Genomic DNA, 15,185 nt, shown 5'->3' with positions numbered 1-15,185 from the left:
CTGATGTTCGCGGCGGGAGGAATGCGGGTGCGGGTGCTCGGGGTCGACCCCGGTCTGACCAGGTGCGGCCTGGGCGTGGTCGACGGCGGCAAGGGCCGGGCCGTCCGCTGCGTCGCCGTCGACGTCGTGCGGACGCCGGCGGACGCCGATCTGGCCCACCGCCTGCTCGGCATCTCCGACGAGGTCGAGCGGTGGATGGACAAGTACCGGCCGCAGGCCGTCGCGGTCGAACGCGTCTTCGCCCAGCACAACGTCCGCACCGCGATGGGCACCGCGCAGGCCGGCGGCGTCGTCGCACTGGCCGCCGCGCGCCGGGGCCTGCCGGTCGTCTTCCACACGCCCAGCGAGGTGAAGGCCGCGGTCAGCGGCTCGGGCCGGGCGGACAAGGCGCAGGTCACCGCCATGGTGATGCGCCTGCTCAACCTCGAGGTCGCGCCGAAGCCCGCAGACGCCGCAGACGCCCTCGCCCTGGCCATCTGCCACCTCTGGCGGGAGCCGATGCGGGCCCGGCTCGCCGAAGCCGAAGCCCGCGCGGCCGAGATGGCCCGCACGCACAAGGCCCGGCTGGCCGCCGCGGCCAAGCAAGCCACGACCAAGAAGCCTGGAGCAGCACGATGATCTCGTCGGTACGCGGAGAAGTCCTGTCGGTCGGCCTCGACCACGTCGTGGTCGAGGTCGGCGGGGTCGGCTTCGCCGTGCAGGCCACCCCGGCGACCCTCGCCACCCTGCGCCGCGGCGAAGAGGCCCGCCTGCACACCGCGCTCATCGTCCGCGAGGACTCGCTGACGTTGTTCGGGTTCGCCGACGCCGACGCCCGGGAGCTGTTCGGCCTGCTGCAGACGGTGTCCGGGATCGGGCCGCGCCTGGCCCTGGCCACCCTCGCCGTGCTGGACCCGGACAAGCTGCGGGCCGCGCTGGTGGAAGGCAACATCACCGTGCTCACCTCGGTGCCCGGCATCGGCCGCAAGGGCGCCGAGCGGCTCACCCTCGAACTGCGCGACAAGGTCACCGCGCTCGGCAGCACGGGCGACGCCCCCGCCGTCACCGCGCCCGGCGCCCTGCGCGCCGAGGTCGTCGAGGCGCTGGCCGGGCTCGGGTTCCCGGCCAAGCAGGCCGAGCAGGCCGTGGACAAGGTCCTCGCCGACGGTGACGGCCACACCACGTCCAGCGTGCTGCGTGCGGCACTGGCCACCCTCGGCCGGAAGCGGTAGGCGCGGCCGTGGAGTATGAAGCGGTGGACGAGGAAGAGGCCCTCTCGGCGTGGGCCCAGACCGGCGAAGAGAACGTCGAGGGCACGCTGCGGCCCCGCAAGCTCGACGAGTTCGTCGGCCAGCTGCGCGTGCGCGAGCAGCTGGAGCTGGTGCTGGAGAGCGCGCGCCGCCGTGGCGTGCCGCCCGACCACGTGCTGCTGTCCGGCCCGCCCGGCCTGGGCAAGACGTCGATGGCGATGATCGTCGCCGCCGAGCTGGGCGCGGCCATCCGGATCACCTCGGGCCCGGCCCTGGAACGCGCCGGCGACCTCGCCGCGATGCTGTCCAACCTCGCACCGGGCGACGTCCTGTTCATCGACGAGATCCACCGGATCGCCCGCCCGGCGGAGGAGATGCTCTACCTGGCGATGGAGGACTTCCGGGTCGACGTCGTCGTCGGCAAGGGCCCGGGCGCCACCAGCATCCCCCTGGAGATCGCGCCGTTCACGCTGGTCGGGGCGACCACCCGGTCCGGTTCGCTGACCGGCCCGCTGCGCGACCGGTTCGGCTTCACCGGCCAGATGGAGTTCTACACCGACGCCGAGCTCGAGCTGGTCGTGCGCCGGGCGGCGACGATCCTCGACATCCCGATCGACCGCGACGGCTGCGCCGAGATCGCCCGCCGCTCGCGGGGCACGCCCCGGATCGCGAACCGGCTGCTGCGGCGGGTCCGCGACTACGCCGAGGTCCGCGCGGACGGCAAGGTGACCCGCGACGTCGCCCGCGCCGCGCTGGCCGTCTACGACGTCGACGAGCTGGGGCTGGACCGGCTCGACCGGGCCGTGCTGACCGCGCTGACCAGGTCGTTCGGCGGCGGGCCGGTGGGTATCTCGACGCTCGCGGTGGCCGTGGGGGAGGAGGCGAGCACCGTGGAAGAGGTCTGCGAGCCCTACCTGGTGCGCGCCGGTATGCTCGCCCGCACCCCGCGCGGCCGCGTCGCTACCGCGACCGCGTGGGAACACCTCGGCATGGTGCCGCCCGCGGACCTCCCGGGGCGCCCGGACCAGGGCGGGCCGTCGCTGTTCGACGAGGACTGAGCGGCCCGTACCGGCGGGTGGGTGCTGGCGTCCGCGCTGGTACCTGGCACACTCGACAGGAGCACATACCCAAAAACCGGACATTTCGGCAGGGCCCGGGTGTCCGTCGAACGGAGAATCATGCAACAGCTATTGCTGCCCCTGCTGCTCGTGCTCGTCCTCGCCGTGCCGCTGGTGATGAGCACGCGGAAGCAGAAGAAGCAGCAGGCCGCGCAGCAGGAACTGCAGAGCAGCCTGGCGCCCGGTGACCGCGTGATGACCACGTCCGGTCTCTACGGCACCGTCGCCGACGCCACGGGCGACACCACGATCGACATCGAGATCGCCCCCGGTGTCGTCACCACCTGGCTGCGGCTGGCCGTCCGCGAGAAGGTCGAGCCGGTCGTCGAGACCGACGAAGACTCCGCCGACGAGGTCGAGGAGACCCCGGCCGAGGAGCCGAAGATCATCGAGTCGACCTCCGGCATCAAGGACGACGAGCCGCAGACCACCGCGCAGGTGGCGCCGCCGCTGGAGCACGGCAAGAAGTAGCCTTCCGCGGCACTCCTGGGCGAGGGCAGGACTCCCGACGAAAGTCGGTGTGGCCTCGCACGCCGGGCTCACGCAGCACCGAGTAGTGTCTCGGTGCTGCGTGCGTGTCCGCCGTCATACCCGTGCCCGGGAGTGAATCGCACACGGTCGGTGAATGCACACAGTCCCTCCCGGTAACCCTCCGGGCGGGCACCGCAACGTTGGGGTCCACCCCGTCCGAGGAGACCGAAGCACCGTGGCAGCTTCAGCCGGGCATCTCCGCCCGGGACGCTATCTCGCCCTGTTCGCCCTGATCGTGATCGTCTTGTACGCGCTGGTGTTCCTCACCGGCAACCACAAGCCGACCCCGAAACTGGGCATCGACCTGCAGGGCGGCACCCGGGTCACGCTCACCGCCCGCACCCCTGACGGCGGCCAGCCGACCCGCGAGTCCCTGAACCAGGCGCGCCAGATCATCGAACGGCGCGTCAACGGGATCGGCGTCAGCGGCACCGAGGTCCTCCTCGACGGCAACAACGTCGTCATCACGGTCCCCGGCGAGCAGGGCGACCAGGCGAAGAACCTCGGCAAGACCGCGAAGCTGGGCTTCCGGAAGGTCGTCTCGGCCGCCACCCAGCCGGTGGTGCCGCCGCAGACGAACCCGCCGCCGCCCGCCACGGGCACGCCGACCTCGGGCGCCCCGACGACCTCGGCCCCGCCGTCCTCGCCCGCGGCCACCTCCGGGGCCCCGACCACCACCAAGACCGGTGGCGGTGGCGCGCCGGGTGCCGCGCCCGCGCAGCAGCAGAGCACCACGCCGGCCGCGCCGAGCGGCAGCACCCCGCCGCCCGCGTCCACCTCGGCGCCGGCACCTTCGGACGGCTCGGTCGACGCGGAGACCGCGAAGGAGATCCAGGCCGCCAAGGCCCTCCGGCAGAACCCGCAGCTGATCGGCGCCGACGGCCAGCCGAACCAGGAGCTCGTCTCGAAGGCGATGGCCGCGCTGACCTGCGCGCCGAACGCCAAGGACGCCCTCGAAGGCAACGACGACCCGAAGCTGCCGCTGGTCGCCTGCGGTGACCACAACACCTACAAGTACCTGCTGGAGCCGGAGTTCCTGCCGGGCACCGAGATCGCCGACTCGACCTCGGGCTACGACCAGCAGCGCGGCCAGTGGGTGGTGAACCTCAGCTTCAAGAGCGAGGGCACCAAGATCTGGGCGGACTTCACCTCGAAGAACACCGGCCAGCAGGCGGCGTTCGTGCTCGACACGCAGGTCGTGTCCGCGCCGAACATCCAGGTGGCCATCCTCGACGGCAACACCCAGATCACCGGCAAGTTCACCCAGTCCGAGGCGAAGGACCTCTCGGACATCCTCAAGTACGGCTCGCTGCCGCTGTCGTTCGCCTCTTCGGACGCGACCACGGTGTCGGCGACGCTCGGCCTCGCGTCCCTGCAGGCCGGCCTGATCGCCGGCGGCATCGGCCTGCTCGTCGTGTTCATCTACTGCCTGTTCTACTACCGGCTGCTCGGGGTGCTCACCATCCTGTCGCTGGCCCTGTCCGGCGCGCTGGTGTTCGCCGTGCTGGTGCTGCTCGGCCGCTGGATCGGCTACACGCTGGACCTCGCGGGCATCGCCGGCCTGATCATCGCCATCGGGATCACGGCGGACTCGTTCGTCATCTACTTCGAACGGCTCAAGGACGAAATCCGGGAGGGCCGGACGTTCCGGTCCGCGGTGCCACGCGGCTGGGTCCGCGCCCGGCGCACCATCCTGGCGTCGGACGCGGTCAGCTTCCTGGCCGCGGCGATCCTGTACGTGATCGCGGTCGGCGACGTCCAGGGCTTCGCGTTCACCCTCGGCATGTCCACGGTGCTCGACCTGGTGGTCGTGTACCTGGTGACGCACCCGCTGGTGGCCATGGTGTCCACGTCCAAGAACGCGTTCCTGTCCAATCCGAGGCATCTGGGCCTCGGTGCCGTGCAGCAAGTGGGTTCGCAGCGGAAGAAGTCGACCACGGTCGGCCGCGCGAACGTGAAGGAGGCCTGACATGGGGGTCGAAGAACTGGGCACGGACGCCGAAGGCAACGCCAAGACGGCGGCGAAGCCCGGCAAGAAGGAAAGCGTCTTCCACCGGCTGTACGTCGGCACCGGCGCGTTCGACGTCGTCGGCAAGCGCAAGCGCTGGTACATCTTCTTCGCGGCGCTGGTGCTGGTGTGCCTCGCCTCGATGATCTTCCGCGGCTTCAACCTCGGCATCGAGTTCGAGGGCGGCACGCAGATCCAGATGCCGGCCAACGGCATCCACGGCGTGATCACCGAGGAGCAGGCGAAGGAGTCGTTCCAGAAGGCCCTCGGCCACCCGGCCTCGGAGGCGCAGAAGGTCGGCACCGGCAACGCCGCGACGATCCAGATCCGCACCGACACGCTGAACGCGGCCGATGTCGCCAAGCTGAAGCAGGGCCTGTTCCAGGACCTGGGCCCGAAGGGCACCAACGGCCAGCCCAGCGTCCAGGCCATCAGCGACAGCGCGGTGAGCGCGTCCTGGGGTGGCGAGATCTCGCAGAAGGCGCTGATCGCGCTCGGCGTGTTCCTCGTCGCGGTGGTCATCTTCCTGGCGATCTACTTCGACGGGCGGATGGCCGCGGCCGCGCTGATCTCGCTGCTGCACGACATCCTGGTCACGGCGGGGGTGTACTCGCTGGTCGGCTTCGAGGTCACCCCGGCGACGGTCATCGGCCTGCTGACCATCCTCGGGTTCTCGCTCTACGACACGGTGGTGGTGTTCGACAAGGTCCGCGAGAACACGCGCGGCCTGCTCGGGCTGACCCGCCGCACGTACGGCGAGGCCGCGAACCTCGCGCTGAACCAGACCCTGATGCGGTCGTTCAACACGGCGTTCATCGCGCTGCTGCCGATCCTCGGCCTGCTCATCGTCGGGTACGTGCTGCTCGGCTCGGGCACGCTGCAGGACCTGGCGCTGGTGCAGCTCACCGGTACCCTCGTCGGCGTTCTGTCGTCGGTCGCGCTGGCGACGCCGCTGCTGGTCGACTTCAAGATGCGCGACCCGAAGTACGCGCAGCAGGCCGAGCGCGTCCGCCAGCGGCGGGCCAGCCAGGAGCGCAAGGCGGCGGGCGAGGACTTCGACGCCTCGGACGACGACGCCCTCGCGAAGGAGCTGCGCAAGGAGAAGGCGTACGCGGCCGCGGCCAGCGTCCCCGCCCGGATCCAGAAGCAGCGCCCGGCCGGCAAGCCCGCGGGCAAGCGGAAGCGCTGACGTGGAGCTCGACGACGCCCTCGGCCTGATCGCCGAGGTGCCGGACTTCCCCGAGCCCGGCGTGCTGTTCCGCGACCTGAGCCCGCTCTTCGCGGACGCGGGCGCGTTCAAGGCGGTCACCGACGCGCTGGCGGGCACCCTCGATCCTTCGGTCGAGGCGCTCGCCGGCGTGGAGGCCCGCGGGTTCCTCCTCGCCGCGGCCGTCGGGTACGCCCGCGGCCTCGGCGTGGTGCTGATCCGCAAGCCGGGCAAGCTCCCGGCGGTGGCGGGCCGCGTCGACTACGCCCTGGAGTACGGCACGGCGACGGTGGAGCTCCCGGCCGGCGTGGTCCGGCCGGGCCAGCGCATCGCGGTCCTCGACGACGTCCTGGCCACGGGCGGCACGGTCGCGGCGACCGGCAAGCTCCTGGAGGACGCGGGCGCGGTGGTCGACAGCGTCTCGGTGGTCCTGGAGCTTGCCGCCCTGGGCGGCCGCCAGGTCCTCGGCGACCGCAAGATCCACGCCCTCCGCACCTGCTGACAGGTCTGCCGCGGCTCTCGTGAGTGGTAATTCGGGTTCTAACCCGAATTACCACTCACGACGGCGTGGGTGGTGAAGGCGCTGGTGACGGGTTCCACATCCCCCTGAACGGGCGCACCCGGCAGGGCTGCGAGGCGCAACGGCTACCCTGGTGGTCCGAAGGCCGCACGAGCAGCAGGAGGTGCGGGTGAGCCAGGAGCTCGACGCCGCGGTGCCCGCGAAGCAGGGCGCCCCGCAGAACGGGCAGGCGGCGGCACAGCCCGCGCCGCCGAAGCCGAACGGTGCGGCGCCGAACCCGTCCGCCACCCGGCGGGTCCGGGCGCGCCTCGCCCGGCGGATCACCGCCCAGCGCGCCGCCCCGGTCAAGCAGGTCCTCGAGCCGCTGGCCGTCATCCACCGCGAGCTGCACCCCAACGCCGACCTCGGCCTGCTCCAGCGCGCCTACGACGTCGCCGAGGAGCTGCACCGCAACCAGCGGCGCAAGTCCGGCGACCCGTACATCACCCACCCCCTGGCCGTCGCCACCATCCTCGCCGAGCTGGGGATGGACACCACGACGCTGGTCGCGGCGCTGCTGCACGACACGGTCGAGGACACCGGGTACGCCGTCGAGAGCCTGAAGGCGGACTTCGGCGAGAAGGTCGCCGAGCTCGTCGACGGCGTCACGAAACTCGACAAGGTGCAGCTCGGCTCGTCCGCCGAGGCCGAGACCATCCGCAAGATGGTCATCGCGATGGCCAAGGACCCCCGGGTGCTGGTCATCAAGCTCGCCGACCGGCTGCACAACATGCGCACCATGCGCTTCCTGCCGCCGGAGAAGCAGGCCCGCAAGGCCCGCGAAACGCTCGAAGTGCTCGCCCCGCTGGCCCACCGCCTCGGCATGGCCACGGTCAAGTGGGAGCTGGAGGACCTCGCGTTCGCCATCCTGCAGCCGAAGAAGTACGACGAGATCGTCCGCCTGGTCGCCGACCGCGCGCCCTCGCGCGACATCTACCTGCGCTCGGTGATCACGGACCTGACCAGCAACCTCGTCTCGTCGCGGATCACCGCGAAGGTCGAGGGCCGCCCGAAGCACTACTATTCGATCCACCAGAAGATGATCGTCCGCGGCCGCGACCTGGACGACATCCACGACCTGGTCGGCGTCCGGATCCTGGTCGAGGACGTCCGCGACTGCTACGCCGCCATGGGTGTCGTGCACGCGCTGTGGCAGCCGGTGCCCGGCCGGTTCAAGGACTACATCGCGCAGCCCCGGTTCGGCGTCTACCAGTCGCTGCACACGACGGTGATCGGCCCGGACGGCAAGCCCCTCGAGGTGCAGATCCGCACCTACGAGATGCACCGCACGGCCGAGTACGGCATCGCCGCGCACTGGCGGTACAAGGAAACCAAGGGCACGCACACCGGCAACGCCATGGACGTCGACGAGATGGCGTGGATGCGCCAGCTCCTCGACTGGCAGCGGGAAGCGGCGGACCCGGGCGACTTCCTCGAGTCGCTGCGCTACGAGCTGGCCGCCCGCGAGATCTTCGTGTTCACGCCGAAGGGCGACGTGATCACGCTGCCGGTGGACTCGACGCCGGTGGACTTCGCCTACGCCGTGCACACCGAGGTCGGCCACCGCTGCATCGGTGCCCGCGTCAACGGCCGCCTGGTCGCGCTCGAGCGCAAGCTGGAAAACGGCGAAGTCGTCGAAATCTTCACGTCGAAGGCGGAGAACGCCGGGCCGTCGCGCGACTGGCTGCAGTTCGCGGGCTCGCCGAAGGCCCGCGCGAAGATCCGGCAGTGGTTCGCCAAGGAACGCCGCGACGAGGCGATCGAAGGCGGCAAGGAAGCCATCACCAAGGAGATCCGCAAGGTCGGCCTGCCGATCCAGCGGCTGGTCTCCGCGGAGTCGATGGGCGCGGTGGCCACCGAGCTGCGCCACGCCGACATTTCGTCGCTGTACGCGGCGGTCGGCGAGGGGCACACCAGCGCGAAGCACGTCGTGCAGCGGCTGGTGGCGCTGATCGGCGGCGTCGACGCCGCCGAAGAGGAGCTCGCCGAGCGCGCGACACCGTCCACGGTGACCCGCCGCCGCGGCTCCAACGACGTCGGCGTGGTGGTCAAGGGCGCCAGCGACGTCTGGGCGAAGCTGGCCCGCTGCTGCACCCCGGTGCCGGGCGACGAGATCCTCGGCTTCGTCACCCGCGGCGGCGGCGTGTCGGTGCACCGCACCGACTGCACGAACGCCGGCGACCTGCAGTCCCAGCCCGAGCGGCTGGTCGAGGTCGAGTGGGCGCCCTCGGCGTCTTCGGTGTTCCTGGTGGCCATCCAGGTCGAGGCGCTCGACCGGCACCGCCTGCTGTCGGACGTGACCAAGGTGCTGGCCGACGAGAAGGTCAACATCCTCTCGGCGTCGGTGACCACGTCCCGCGACCGGGTCGCGGTCAGCCGCTTCTCGTTCGAGATGGGCGACCCGAAGCACCTGGGCCACGTCCTGAAGGTGGTCCGCGGCGTGGAAGGCGTCTACGACGTCTACCGCGTGACGTCGGCTTCCTGAGGCCGCCACGACCCGTCGACCGGGATGCCCGCGGCCGCGGCGATCCGGTCGCGGGATTCGAGCAGCCGCGCGCGCAGGGCCGGGAGGTCGACGCCGAGCAGCCTGCCGTCGCGCTTGACCGCCTTCCCCGCGACGAAGACGCTGTCGACCAGGCCGGGGTGGCCGGCGCTGACGATGCTCCCGGCCGGATCGCCGACGGGGAAGATGGCCGGGTCCTCGGCGTCGAGCAGGACGAGGTCGGCGGCCTTGCCGGGGGTGAGGCGGCCGGTGTCGCGCCCACAGGTCAGGGCGCCGTTCACCGTGGCGCACTCGAGGACGGTCCGCGTCGTCAGGCCGCGGTCGGCGGCCAAGGCCGTGCGCATGGCGCCGAACAGGTCACCGCCGGCGGACAGGCAGTCGTCGACCGACAGCGTCGGGCGGAGGCCGGCGGCCAGCGCCCGGCCGGTGATGGGCGGGGCGAAGCCCATCTTCAGCTCGACGTCGGGGCTGATCGACACCGAGGAACCCGCGTCGGCGAGCATCGCCAGCTGGTCGTCGGAGAGCCCGTTGCCGTGGATGACGGTCGTGCGGTCGTCGAGCAGTCCGCGGGCGTGCATCTCCGCGATCGGCCGGTCGCCGTACGGCCAGCCACCGGTACCGTGGACGTGGGTGCTCACCGGCAGCCCGAGTTCCCGTGCCAGCGCGACATCCGCGGCGGTTTCGTCCATTGTGGAGATCACCGGGCCGCGCAGGCCGAGCACCATGTCGTCGCCCGGCAACAGCTTGCGCACCCGCCGGATCTCCGGCGTGATGTCCGGCCCGTCGGCGCCGTAGCAGAAGATCGAGTGGCCGGGTGCGTCGTGCAGCCCGGCGATCGCGGCGTCGGCGTTCTCGGGGTGCAGGGCGCAGTGGAACCAGTCGAGCATGGTCGTGACGCCGGAGTTCAGGGCTTCGAGACGGCCGAGGAGGTTGCCCAGGTAGACGTCCTCCGGTCGGTAGTGCGGTTTGAGCGTGCGGTGCGCGGCGACGCGGTACTGGTCGAACGTCCAGTCCGCGCCGAAGCCGCGGAACGCCGTCTGCCAGGTGTGCCGGTGCGTGTCGACGAACCCGGGCAGCACGATCTTCCCGGTCGCATCGACGATCTCGACGTCGACGTCGACGTCGAGCGTGGCGCCGATGGCGGCGATCCGGCCGTCTTCGATGAGCACGTCGCCACGGGGCAGGTCCCCGAGCGCCGGATCCATGCTGACCACCATGCCGCCGCGCAGCAGTGTCTTCATCGGTCTCCTCCATGAGTTGACGCGTCAACTCTGTATGCTACGCCCATGCTGGAGCCGGCGGAGTGGGAGTTCTGGGACACCTGGATGCGCGCCCAGCGGCAGCTCGCCCGCGAACTCGATCGCGGGCTGCAGCGCGACTGCGGCATTTCGAAGGCCGAGTTCAGCGTGCTGATGACACTGACCGGGCCGATGCGCGTCGGCGAGCTCGCCGACGCGCTCGACTGGGAGAAGAGCCGCGTCGCGCACCTGCTGACGCGGATGGAGAAGCGCGGCCTGGTGGCGCGGATCGAAGACGGCGCGACCAGCCGGCGCACCGGAATCGAGCTGACCGGCGAAGGCCGCCGGACGGCGAAGAACGCCGTCCGGGCCCACGGCGCCAACCTTCGCCGGCTCGTCCTCGACCGGCTCACGCCCGAACAGGCCGCGGCGATCCGGGCCTGGAGCGAGCAACTGCTCGAATCCGGCTAGAACAGCGCCGCGACCAGGGCGACCAGCGGCGGCACCGCCTGCGCGAGGGCACCACCGCGGCCCGCCCCGCGCGGGCGGCTGAGCGCGAGCAGGTCCGACACGCCGAGGGCGATCCCGGCCAGCAGCATGAACCCGCAGCAGTAGAGCACCAGCGCGCGCCCGGCGTCGGCGTGCCCGGTGTGCAGCAGGACCAGGCCGAGCACCGGGCCGGCCGCCAGGAACAAGTTGTAGAAGCCGACGTTGAACGACCACAGCCGGGTGGCCGGCAGGTTCGCCGCCGGGATCTTGAAGATGCCCTCGTGCACGCCAGGCCGTTCGAACAGCACCACCTCCCAGGTGAACGCCAGCAGGTGCACCAGCACCGCCAGCCCGGCGAAGACCTGCGCGACGGCGTTCACGGCACGAGCTCGATCCCGTGGCGCCCGGCGATCTCCGCGATCTGCTCCGGTGCCGCCTGGTCGACGGCGCGGAAGAACCGGCCCATCCCGTCCGTCAGGCACACCGCGAGGAACTGCGCCGACGGCGTGTGCACCGTGAAGGTGTTCGCCGCGCCCGCCGGGACGCTGATGGCCGCCCCCGGGCCGAGGTCGTGGAGTTCGCCGTCGACGTAGACCGTGATGCGTCCGTGCAGCACGTAGAAGCTCTTCGCCCAGGGCTCGGTGTGCGGCGGGACGGACGGCCCGCGCGGCGCGTCGACCTCGAACACCTCGTACGCGCCACCGGTGTGCTCCGCGCCGACCTTGACGGTGATCCGCGCGTCCTTGCTGTCGAGTTCCGGGCCCTGGCCCGGCGCACTGAAGTGGGTCATGACGACAACGCTAGGAACCGCGGCCGCGGGCGGGCCATCCCGGAAAAGTGGGATACCGCGGGCCGCCGCGGGCGGCGCATACTGCCTCCATGTGGGACGGCCGGGCGCAGGGAGTGCGGCGGGAGGTCGCCGCGCTCGCGACGGCGGGCCGCGGCGTCGCCGAGCTGCACGCCGCCGCCATCGAGCTGGTCGACCGCGTGGTGCCCGCCGAACTGACCTGCTGGGCGTCGCTCGACCCGGACACCGCGGTGATCAGCTCGATGACCAGCGGCCGGGCCCGCATCCCGGGCGAGTACGAGCCGCTGCTGGCGACCTACGAATACGACGGCGCCCAGCCCCACACCTTCGCCGAGCTGGCGGAACGGTCGGTGCCGGTGGCGCGGCTGTCCGACCTGCCCCGCCGCGTCGCCGAGCGCAGCGGCCGGCTCGCCGAGGTCTGGCGGCCGCTGGGGCTCGGCCACGAACTGCGGGTGGTGTTCCGGGTCGACGGGACGTCGTGGGGTGCGGCCGGCCTGGTGCGGCGCGGCGAGTTCGGCGACCGCGAGGTCGAGTTCCTGACGGCGGTCGCGCCGGCGCTGGCGGCGGCGACGCGGGTGGCCGCGCGCACCCGCGGGACGGGGGGCGGGTGCGAACCGGCGATCGTGGTGGTCGGCCCGGACGGCAGGCAGCGGGCGGCGACCGCGGCGGCCGCGGCGTGGCGCGCCGAGCTCGACGAGATCGCCCCGGGCCGGTTCGCCGTGGTGCTGCGCGCGGTGGTGACCGGAGCCCGCGCGGCGGCGACCGGGACGTTCCGCGCCCGGGTCCGCGACGCCCACGACGGCTGGATCGTGTTGCACGCCAGCCGGTTGGTGACGGGCGAAGGGGAAACGGACGGCGAGACGGCCGTGACGTTCGACCGCGCTTCGGGCGCCGAGCTGCTGGGTGTCCTGCTCGCCGCCTACGGGCTGACCGCCCGGGAGCGCGATGTCTGCCGGGAGGTGCTGGCCGGACTGTCCACGACGGACATCGCCGCCCGGCTGGCGATCTCGGCGCACACGGTGCAGGACCACCTCAAGGCGGTGTTCGGCAAGGTCGGTGTCCGCAGCCGTGGGGAACTGACCGCGAGGCTGATGTCCTGAGCGTTTCAGCTTGGGGAAATGCCGGTTTGCTGCCGGAATTACCGTCCCGCTTTTCGTGACAGCATGCTACCTTCTGCAACTTGCGGGGGAGCGAGCTGTCCGGCGATCGCGGCCCCGGCCTGACAAGGGGGCGGCATGGCCGACGACACGACGCGCTACCTCTGCGCGGCGTCCTACCTCGATCCCGCCTACAGCAAGCGGGCCATCACGGAGTTCCTCGTCGAGCCCACCCGCCCGGTCCCGCCGTCACCGGGCCTCGACGCGGGCCGCGTGCTCACCGAAGCGGTGCGGGCGCGGGCGCGCCGCAAGAACTTCGACGGCCTGCTGGTGCTGCTCATGGCCGTCGTCATCGGGCTGTTGTGGGACAACCCGTTGCTCTACGGCTGGATCGTGCTGTCGCTGCTGCTCGTCGTGACGCGGGCCGGGAAGAGCGCCTACGCGCTGGAGAAGGCGATCAACCCGAAGACGGCGTTCGTGCTGGGGCTGGCGGTCGTCGTCGCCTGGCTGCTGCTGTCCTATTCGGACGAAATCTTCGGCTCCGGCAGCCGGTACTCCTCCCGTTACTACGACGTGGACCCGTACGAGGTGTCCTCCGGCGGCGACACCGCCCGGACCGTCATCGGCATCGTGCTCGCGGTGGTCGTGTGCGTGGCCGTGACGATCGAGCGGTGGTCCCTGTGGAACCTGCTGACGACGCGCTTCCGGCGGTTCGGCGGCGACCCGGCCGGCGGCGGTGGCAGCCTCACCGGTCTGCTCACCGAAGACTTCCGGAACCAGCTCGCCCGCTACCAGGGGAGCACCGAGTCCGCCGAGGCGCCGGGGGCGCCCTTGGTGGTGTACCGCGGGTACAACCCGTTCGTGGGCGCCGGGTTCCGCCGGGACGCCTGGTCGATGGCGATCCCGCTGGAGCGGGTCGAGGACGGCGAAGGCCGCCCGGAACTGACGACCGAGACCTTGTACGACGGGATCCGCACGGCGATCGCGAACCTCCGCCACGCGAACGCGCTGTCGCCGGACCACCGGCTCGGCGGGCTGACGGTGACCGAGGCGGTGTTCACCCCGGCCACCGAGCTCGTCGACCACCTGGGCACCCCGGAAGCCGCCGCCTACCTGCCGGACATCGAGCGCCCGCCGCACACCCGGCTCACCGCCGCCGAGGTCGCCCGGCTCCGCACGGAGCCGAAGGAATGGGCGCGCTACTACCTGTCCTTCCAGGTGGAGACCTGGGACCGGGACCTGGTGCTCACCACGTTCCTGCACGTCGCGGTGGACGACACGACGCTGTACGTCGAGTGGACGCCGTACATGCTGCCGCCGATCCGGGCCGAGTACCGCGTGGTGGACAAGATGCGGCCGGACTCGCTGCGCCCGCTCGGCCAGGGCCTGCTGGCCTGGCTGGAGATGCCGGCGAGCCTGCCGGGCCGGATCGTGAACCTCGCGTCGTGGATCCGGCAGCCGAAGCGCGAGCCCGGCGTGCTGGACCCGGACCGCTACGGCGCCGCGAACACGCTGCGCGAACTCGCGTCGGTGAACCTGCTCGCCGACTACTTCCAGCTGGTCGACATCGCGCGGTACGAGAAGATCATCGAAAGCCGGCTCCTGCCGGCGATCGGCAAGCTCCTCGGCGACGCCGGCTTCTCGACGGCGAAGTTCGACGAGCAGGCATCGGTCGTGATCAACAACGACGTCACCATCCGCGGCGACAACCGTGGGACGATCACCCAGACCGGGCTGCGCACCCCGCGCCCGCGCCCATCCGCGGCCCCCGGCCGCCCGGCCAAGACGGAGACCTGATGAGCCACCGCATCACGAACAAGGTCAGCATCGGCGGCGACAACTCGGGCAAGATCACCCAGACGGGCATCGAAGCCGGCGGCGCGGAAACGGCGGTCTCGTCGTTGCTCGACCTGATCGAGCGGCTGACGACCGAGGTGCGCGGGAAGGAGCTGGCCAAGCAGGAGGTACTGGAGGACACGCTGACCGACCTGGCGGCCGACCTGCGCGCGGGCGACGCCGCGGAGCCGGCGGTGGTGCGCAGCCGCTGGGAGAAGGTCAAGGGCCTGCTGGGCGGGGTCGTGCAGTTCTCGGAGCTGGTCGCCAAGATCTCCGATCAGGTGCAGAAGATCTTCGGCTGACGGCCGCAGCAGGCGGGGAGGGGACCGACGGAATCGGCCGCCTCCGGGGTGGTCCACTGGGGACATCCGAATCGGCCGAACGGGGGATGCGAACCGGCGGCCAACAGCCGGAGCCTGGACTCGACAACACGCGAACCGCCGGCCGGGAGCGCGAGGCGACCAACAACCTCACCAGACCTCCCCCGCCCCTCATCCCAGCCTTCTCTTCAGTCGGCGGTCGGGTTTGTCAAGGCACGCTTTCCCGCCTTGACAAACCCGAC

The 15,185-nt window shown here is 71.6% G+C and carries 15 protein-coding genes; 12 read left to right on the top strand and 3 right to left on the bottom strand.

Features of this window, described 5'->3' with window-relative positions; all coding sequences use genetic code 11:
- The first annotated feature begins 27 nt into the window (after positions 1-27).
- The 8 genes from ruvC to ACWED2_RS45330 all read left to right on the top strand — a co-directional run bounded on the left by ruvC (position 28) and on the right by ACWED2_RS45330 (position 9,137).
- Positions 28-618, top strand: coding sequence for a crossover junction endodeoxyribonuclease RuvC (gene ruvC, locus ACWED2_RS45365; RefSeq protein WP_449696732.1), 591 nt, complete (start codon positions 28-30; stop codon positions 616-618).
- The gene (gene ruvA / locus ACWED2_RS45360) at positions 615-1,211 is read left to right on the top strand and encodes a Holliday junction branch migration protein RuvA (protein ID WP_449696719.1); all 597 of its coding nucleotides are present in this window, start codon (positions 615-617) and stop codon (positions 1,209-1,211) included. Before ruvC ends, ruvA begins: the two co-directional genes overlap by 4 nt.
- Positions 1,212-1,219: 8 nt before the next feature.
- Complete coding sequence (gene ruvB, locus ACWED2_RS45355) at positions 1,220-2,287, top strand: Holliday junction branch migration DNA helicase RuvB (protein WP_449696718.1); 1,068 nt, start codon at positions 1,220-1,222, stop codon at positions 2,285-2,287.
- 120 nt (positions 2,288-2,407) lie between these two features.
- Positions 2,408-2,818, top strand: coding sequence for a preprotein translocase subunit YajC (gene yajC, locus ACWED2_RS45350; RefSeq protein ID WP_449696717.1), 411 nt, complete (start codon positions 2,408-2,410; stop codon positions 2,816-2,818).
- Between the two features lie 235 nt (positions 2,819-3,053).
- Complete coding sequence (gene secD / locus ACWED2_RS45345; protein ID WP_449696716.1) at positions 3,054-4,847, top strand: protein translocase subunit SecD; 1,794 nt, start codon at positions 3,054-3,056, stop codon at positions 4,845-4,847.
- A 1-nt stretch (position 4,848) separates the two neighbouring features.
- Complete coding sequence (gene secF / locus ACWED2_RS45340; protein WP_449696715.1) at positions 4,849-6,075, top strand: protein translocase subunit SecF; 1,227 nt, start codon at positions 4,849-4,851, stop codon at positions 6,073-6,075.
- 1 nt (position 6,076) lies between these two features.
- Positions 6,077-6,595: an adenine phosphoribosyltransferase gene (locus ACWED2_RS45335; protein ID WP_449696714.1), complete on the top strand. Its 519-nt coding sequence runs from the start codon at positions 6,077-6,079 to the stop codon at positions 6,593-6,595.
- A gap of 187 nt (positions 6,596-6,782) precedes the next feature.
- A complete protein-coding gene (locus tag ACWED2_RS45330; RefSeq protein WP_449696713.1) occupies positions 6,783-9,137 on the top strand; it encodes a RelA/SpoT family protein in 2,355 nt (784 codons plus the stop codon).
- Here ACWED2_RS45330 and ACWED2_RS45325 read toward each other — a convergent pair.
- Complete coding sequence (locus ACWED2_RS45325; protein ID WP_449696712.1) at positions 9,113-10,396, bottom strand: amidohydrolase family protein; 1,284 nt, start codon at positions 10,394-10,396, stop codon at positions 9,113-9,115. The genes ACWED2_RS45330 and ACWED2_RS45325 overlap by 25 nt on opposite strands.
- 45 nt (positions 10,397-10,441) lie before the next feature.
- Here ACWED2_RS45325 and ACWED2_RS45320 point away from each other — a divergent pair, with 45 nt between their 5' ends.
- Complete coding sequence (locus tag ACWED2_RS45320) at positions 10,442-10,864, top strand: MarR family winged helix-turn-helix transcriptional regulator (protein WP_449696711.1); 423 nt, start codon at positions 10,442-10,444, stop codon at positions 10,862-10,864.
- Here the strand turns inward: ACWED2_RS45320 and ACWED2_RS45315 are convergent.
- Complete coding sequence (locus tag ACWED2_RS45315) at positions 10,861-11,262, bottom strand: DUF1304 domain-containing protein (RefSeq protein ID WP_449696710.1); 402 nt, start codon at positions 11,260-11,262, stop codon at positions 10,861-10,863. The two genes, ACWED2_RS45320 and ACWED2_RS45315, sit on opposite strands and share 4 nt — an antisense overlap.
- A complete protein-coding gene (locus ACWED2_RS45310) occupies positions 11,259-11,672 on the bottom strand; it encodes a cupin domain-containing protein (protein ID WP_449696709.1) in 414 nt (137 codons plus the stop codon). Before ACWED2_RS45310 ends, ACWED2_RS45315 begins: the two co-directional genes overlap by 4 nt.
- A gap of 89 nt (positions 11,673-11,761) precedes the next feature.
- Between ACWED2_RS45310 and ACWED2_RS45305 the strand changes: the two genes are divergently transcribed.
- From ACWED2_RS45305 to ACWED2_RS45295, 3 genes are all read left to right on the top strand, one after another.
- Entirely contained in the window at positions 11,762-12,790 is a 1,029-nt protein-coding gene (locus tag ACWED2_RS45305) for a helix-turn-helix transcriptional regulator (protein WP_449696708.1), read from the top strand.
- Positions 12,791-12,925: 135 nt separating this feature from the next.
- A complete protein-coding gene (locus tag ACWED2_RS45300; RefSeq protein ID WP_449696707.1) occupies positions 12,926-14,584 on the top strand; it encodes a hypothetical protein in 1,659 nt (552 codons plus the stop codon).
- The gene (locus tag ACWED2_RS45295; RefSeq protein ID WP_449696706.1) at positions 14,584-14,925 is read left to right on the top strand and encodes a hypothetical protein; all 342 of its coding nucleotides are present in this window, start codon (positions 14,584-14,586) and stop codon (positions 14,923-14,925) included. The genes ACWED2_RS45300 and ACWED2_RS45295 overlap by 1 nt, the downstream gene beginning before the upstream one ends.
- Positions 14,926-15,185: the final 260 nt, after the last annotated feature.

This window comes from Amycolatopsis sp. NPDC005003 (genome assembly GCF_053600695.1).
Note: the sequence above shows the minus strand (reverse complement) of the source record. Positions and strands in the feature narration are given on the sequence as shown.

What these genes read in the sequence shown, in the direction of transcription:
- ruvA (WP_449696719.1), top strand. Translation starts at nt 615, where the DNA reads ATGATCTCGTCGGTACGCGGAGAAGTCCTGTCGGTCGGCCTCGACCAC.
- yajC (WP_449696717.1), top strand. Translation starts at nt 2,408, where the DNA reads ATGCAACAGCTATTGCTGCCCCTGCTGCTCGTGCTCGTCCTCGCCGTG.
- secF (WP_449696715.1), top strand. Translation starts at nt 4,849, where the DNA reads ATGGGGGTCGAAGAACTGGGCACGGACGCCGAAGGCAACGCCAAGACG.
- ACWED2_RS45325 (WP_449696712.1), bottom strand. Translation starts at nt 10,396, where the DNA reads ATGAAGACACTGCTGCGCGGCGGCATGGTGGTCAGCATGGATCCGGCG.
- ACWED2_RS45320 (WP_449696711.1), top strand. Translation starts at nt 10,442, where the DNA reads ATGCTGGAGCCGGCGGAGTGGGAGTTCTGGGACACCTGGATGCGCGCC.
- ACWED2_RS45310 (WP_449696709.1), bottom strand. Translation starts at nt 11,672, where the DNA reads ATGACCCACTTCAGTGCGCCGGGCCAGGGCCCGGAACTCGACAGCAAG.
- ACWED2_RS45305 (WP_449696708.1), top strand. Translation starts at nt 11,762, where the DNA reads ATGTGGGACGGCCGGGCGCAGGGAGTGCGGCGGGAGGTCGCCGCGCTC.
- ACWED2_RS45300 (WP_449696707.1), top strand. Translation starts at nt 12,926, where the DNA reads ATGGCCGACGACACGACGCGCTACCTCTGCGCGGCGTCCTACCTCGAT.
- ACWED2_RS45295 (WP_449696706.1), top strand. Translation starts at nt 14,584, where the DNA reads ATGAGCCACCGCATCACGAACAAGGTCAGCATCGGCGGCGACAACTCG.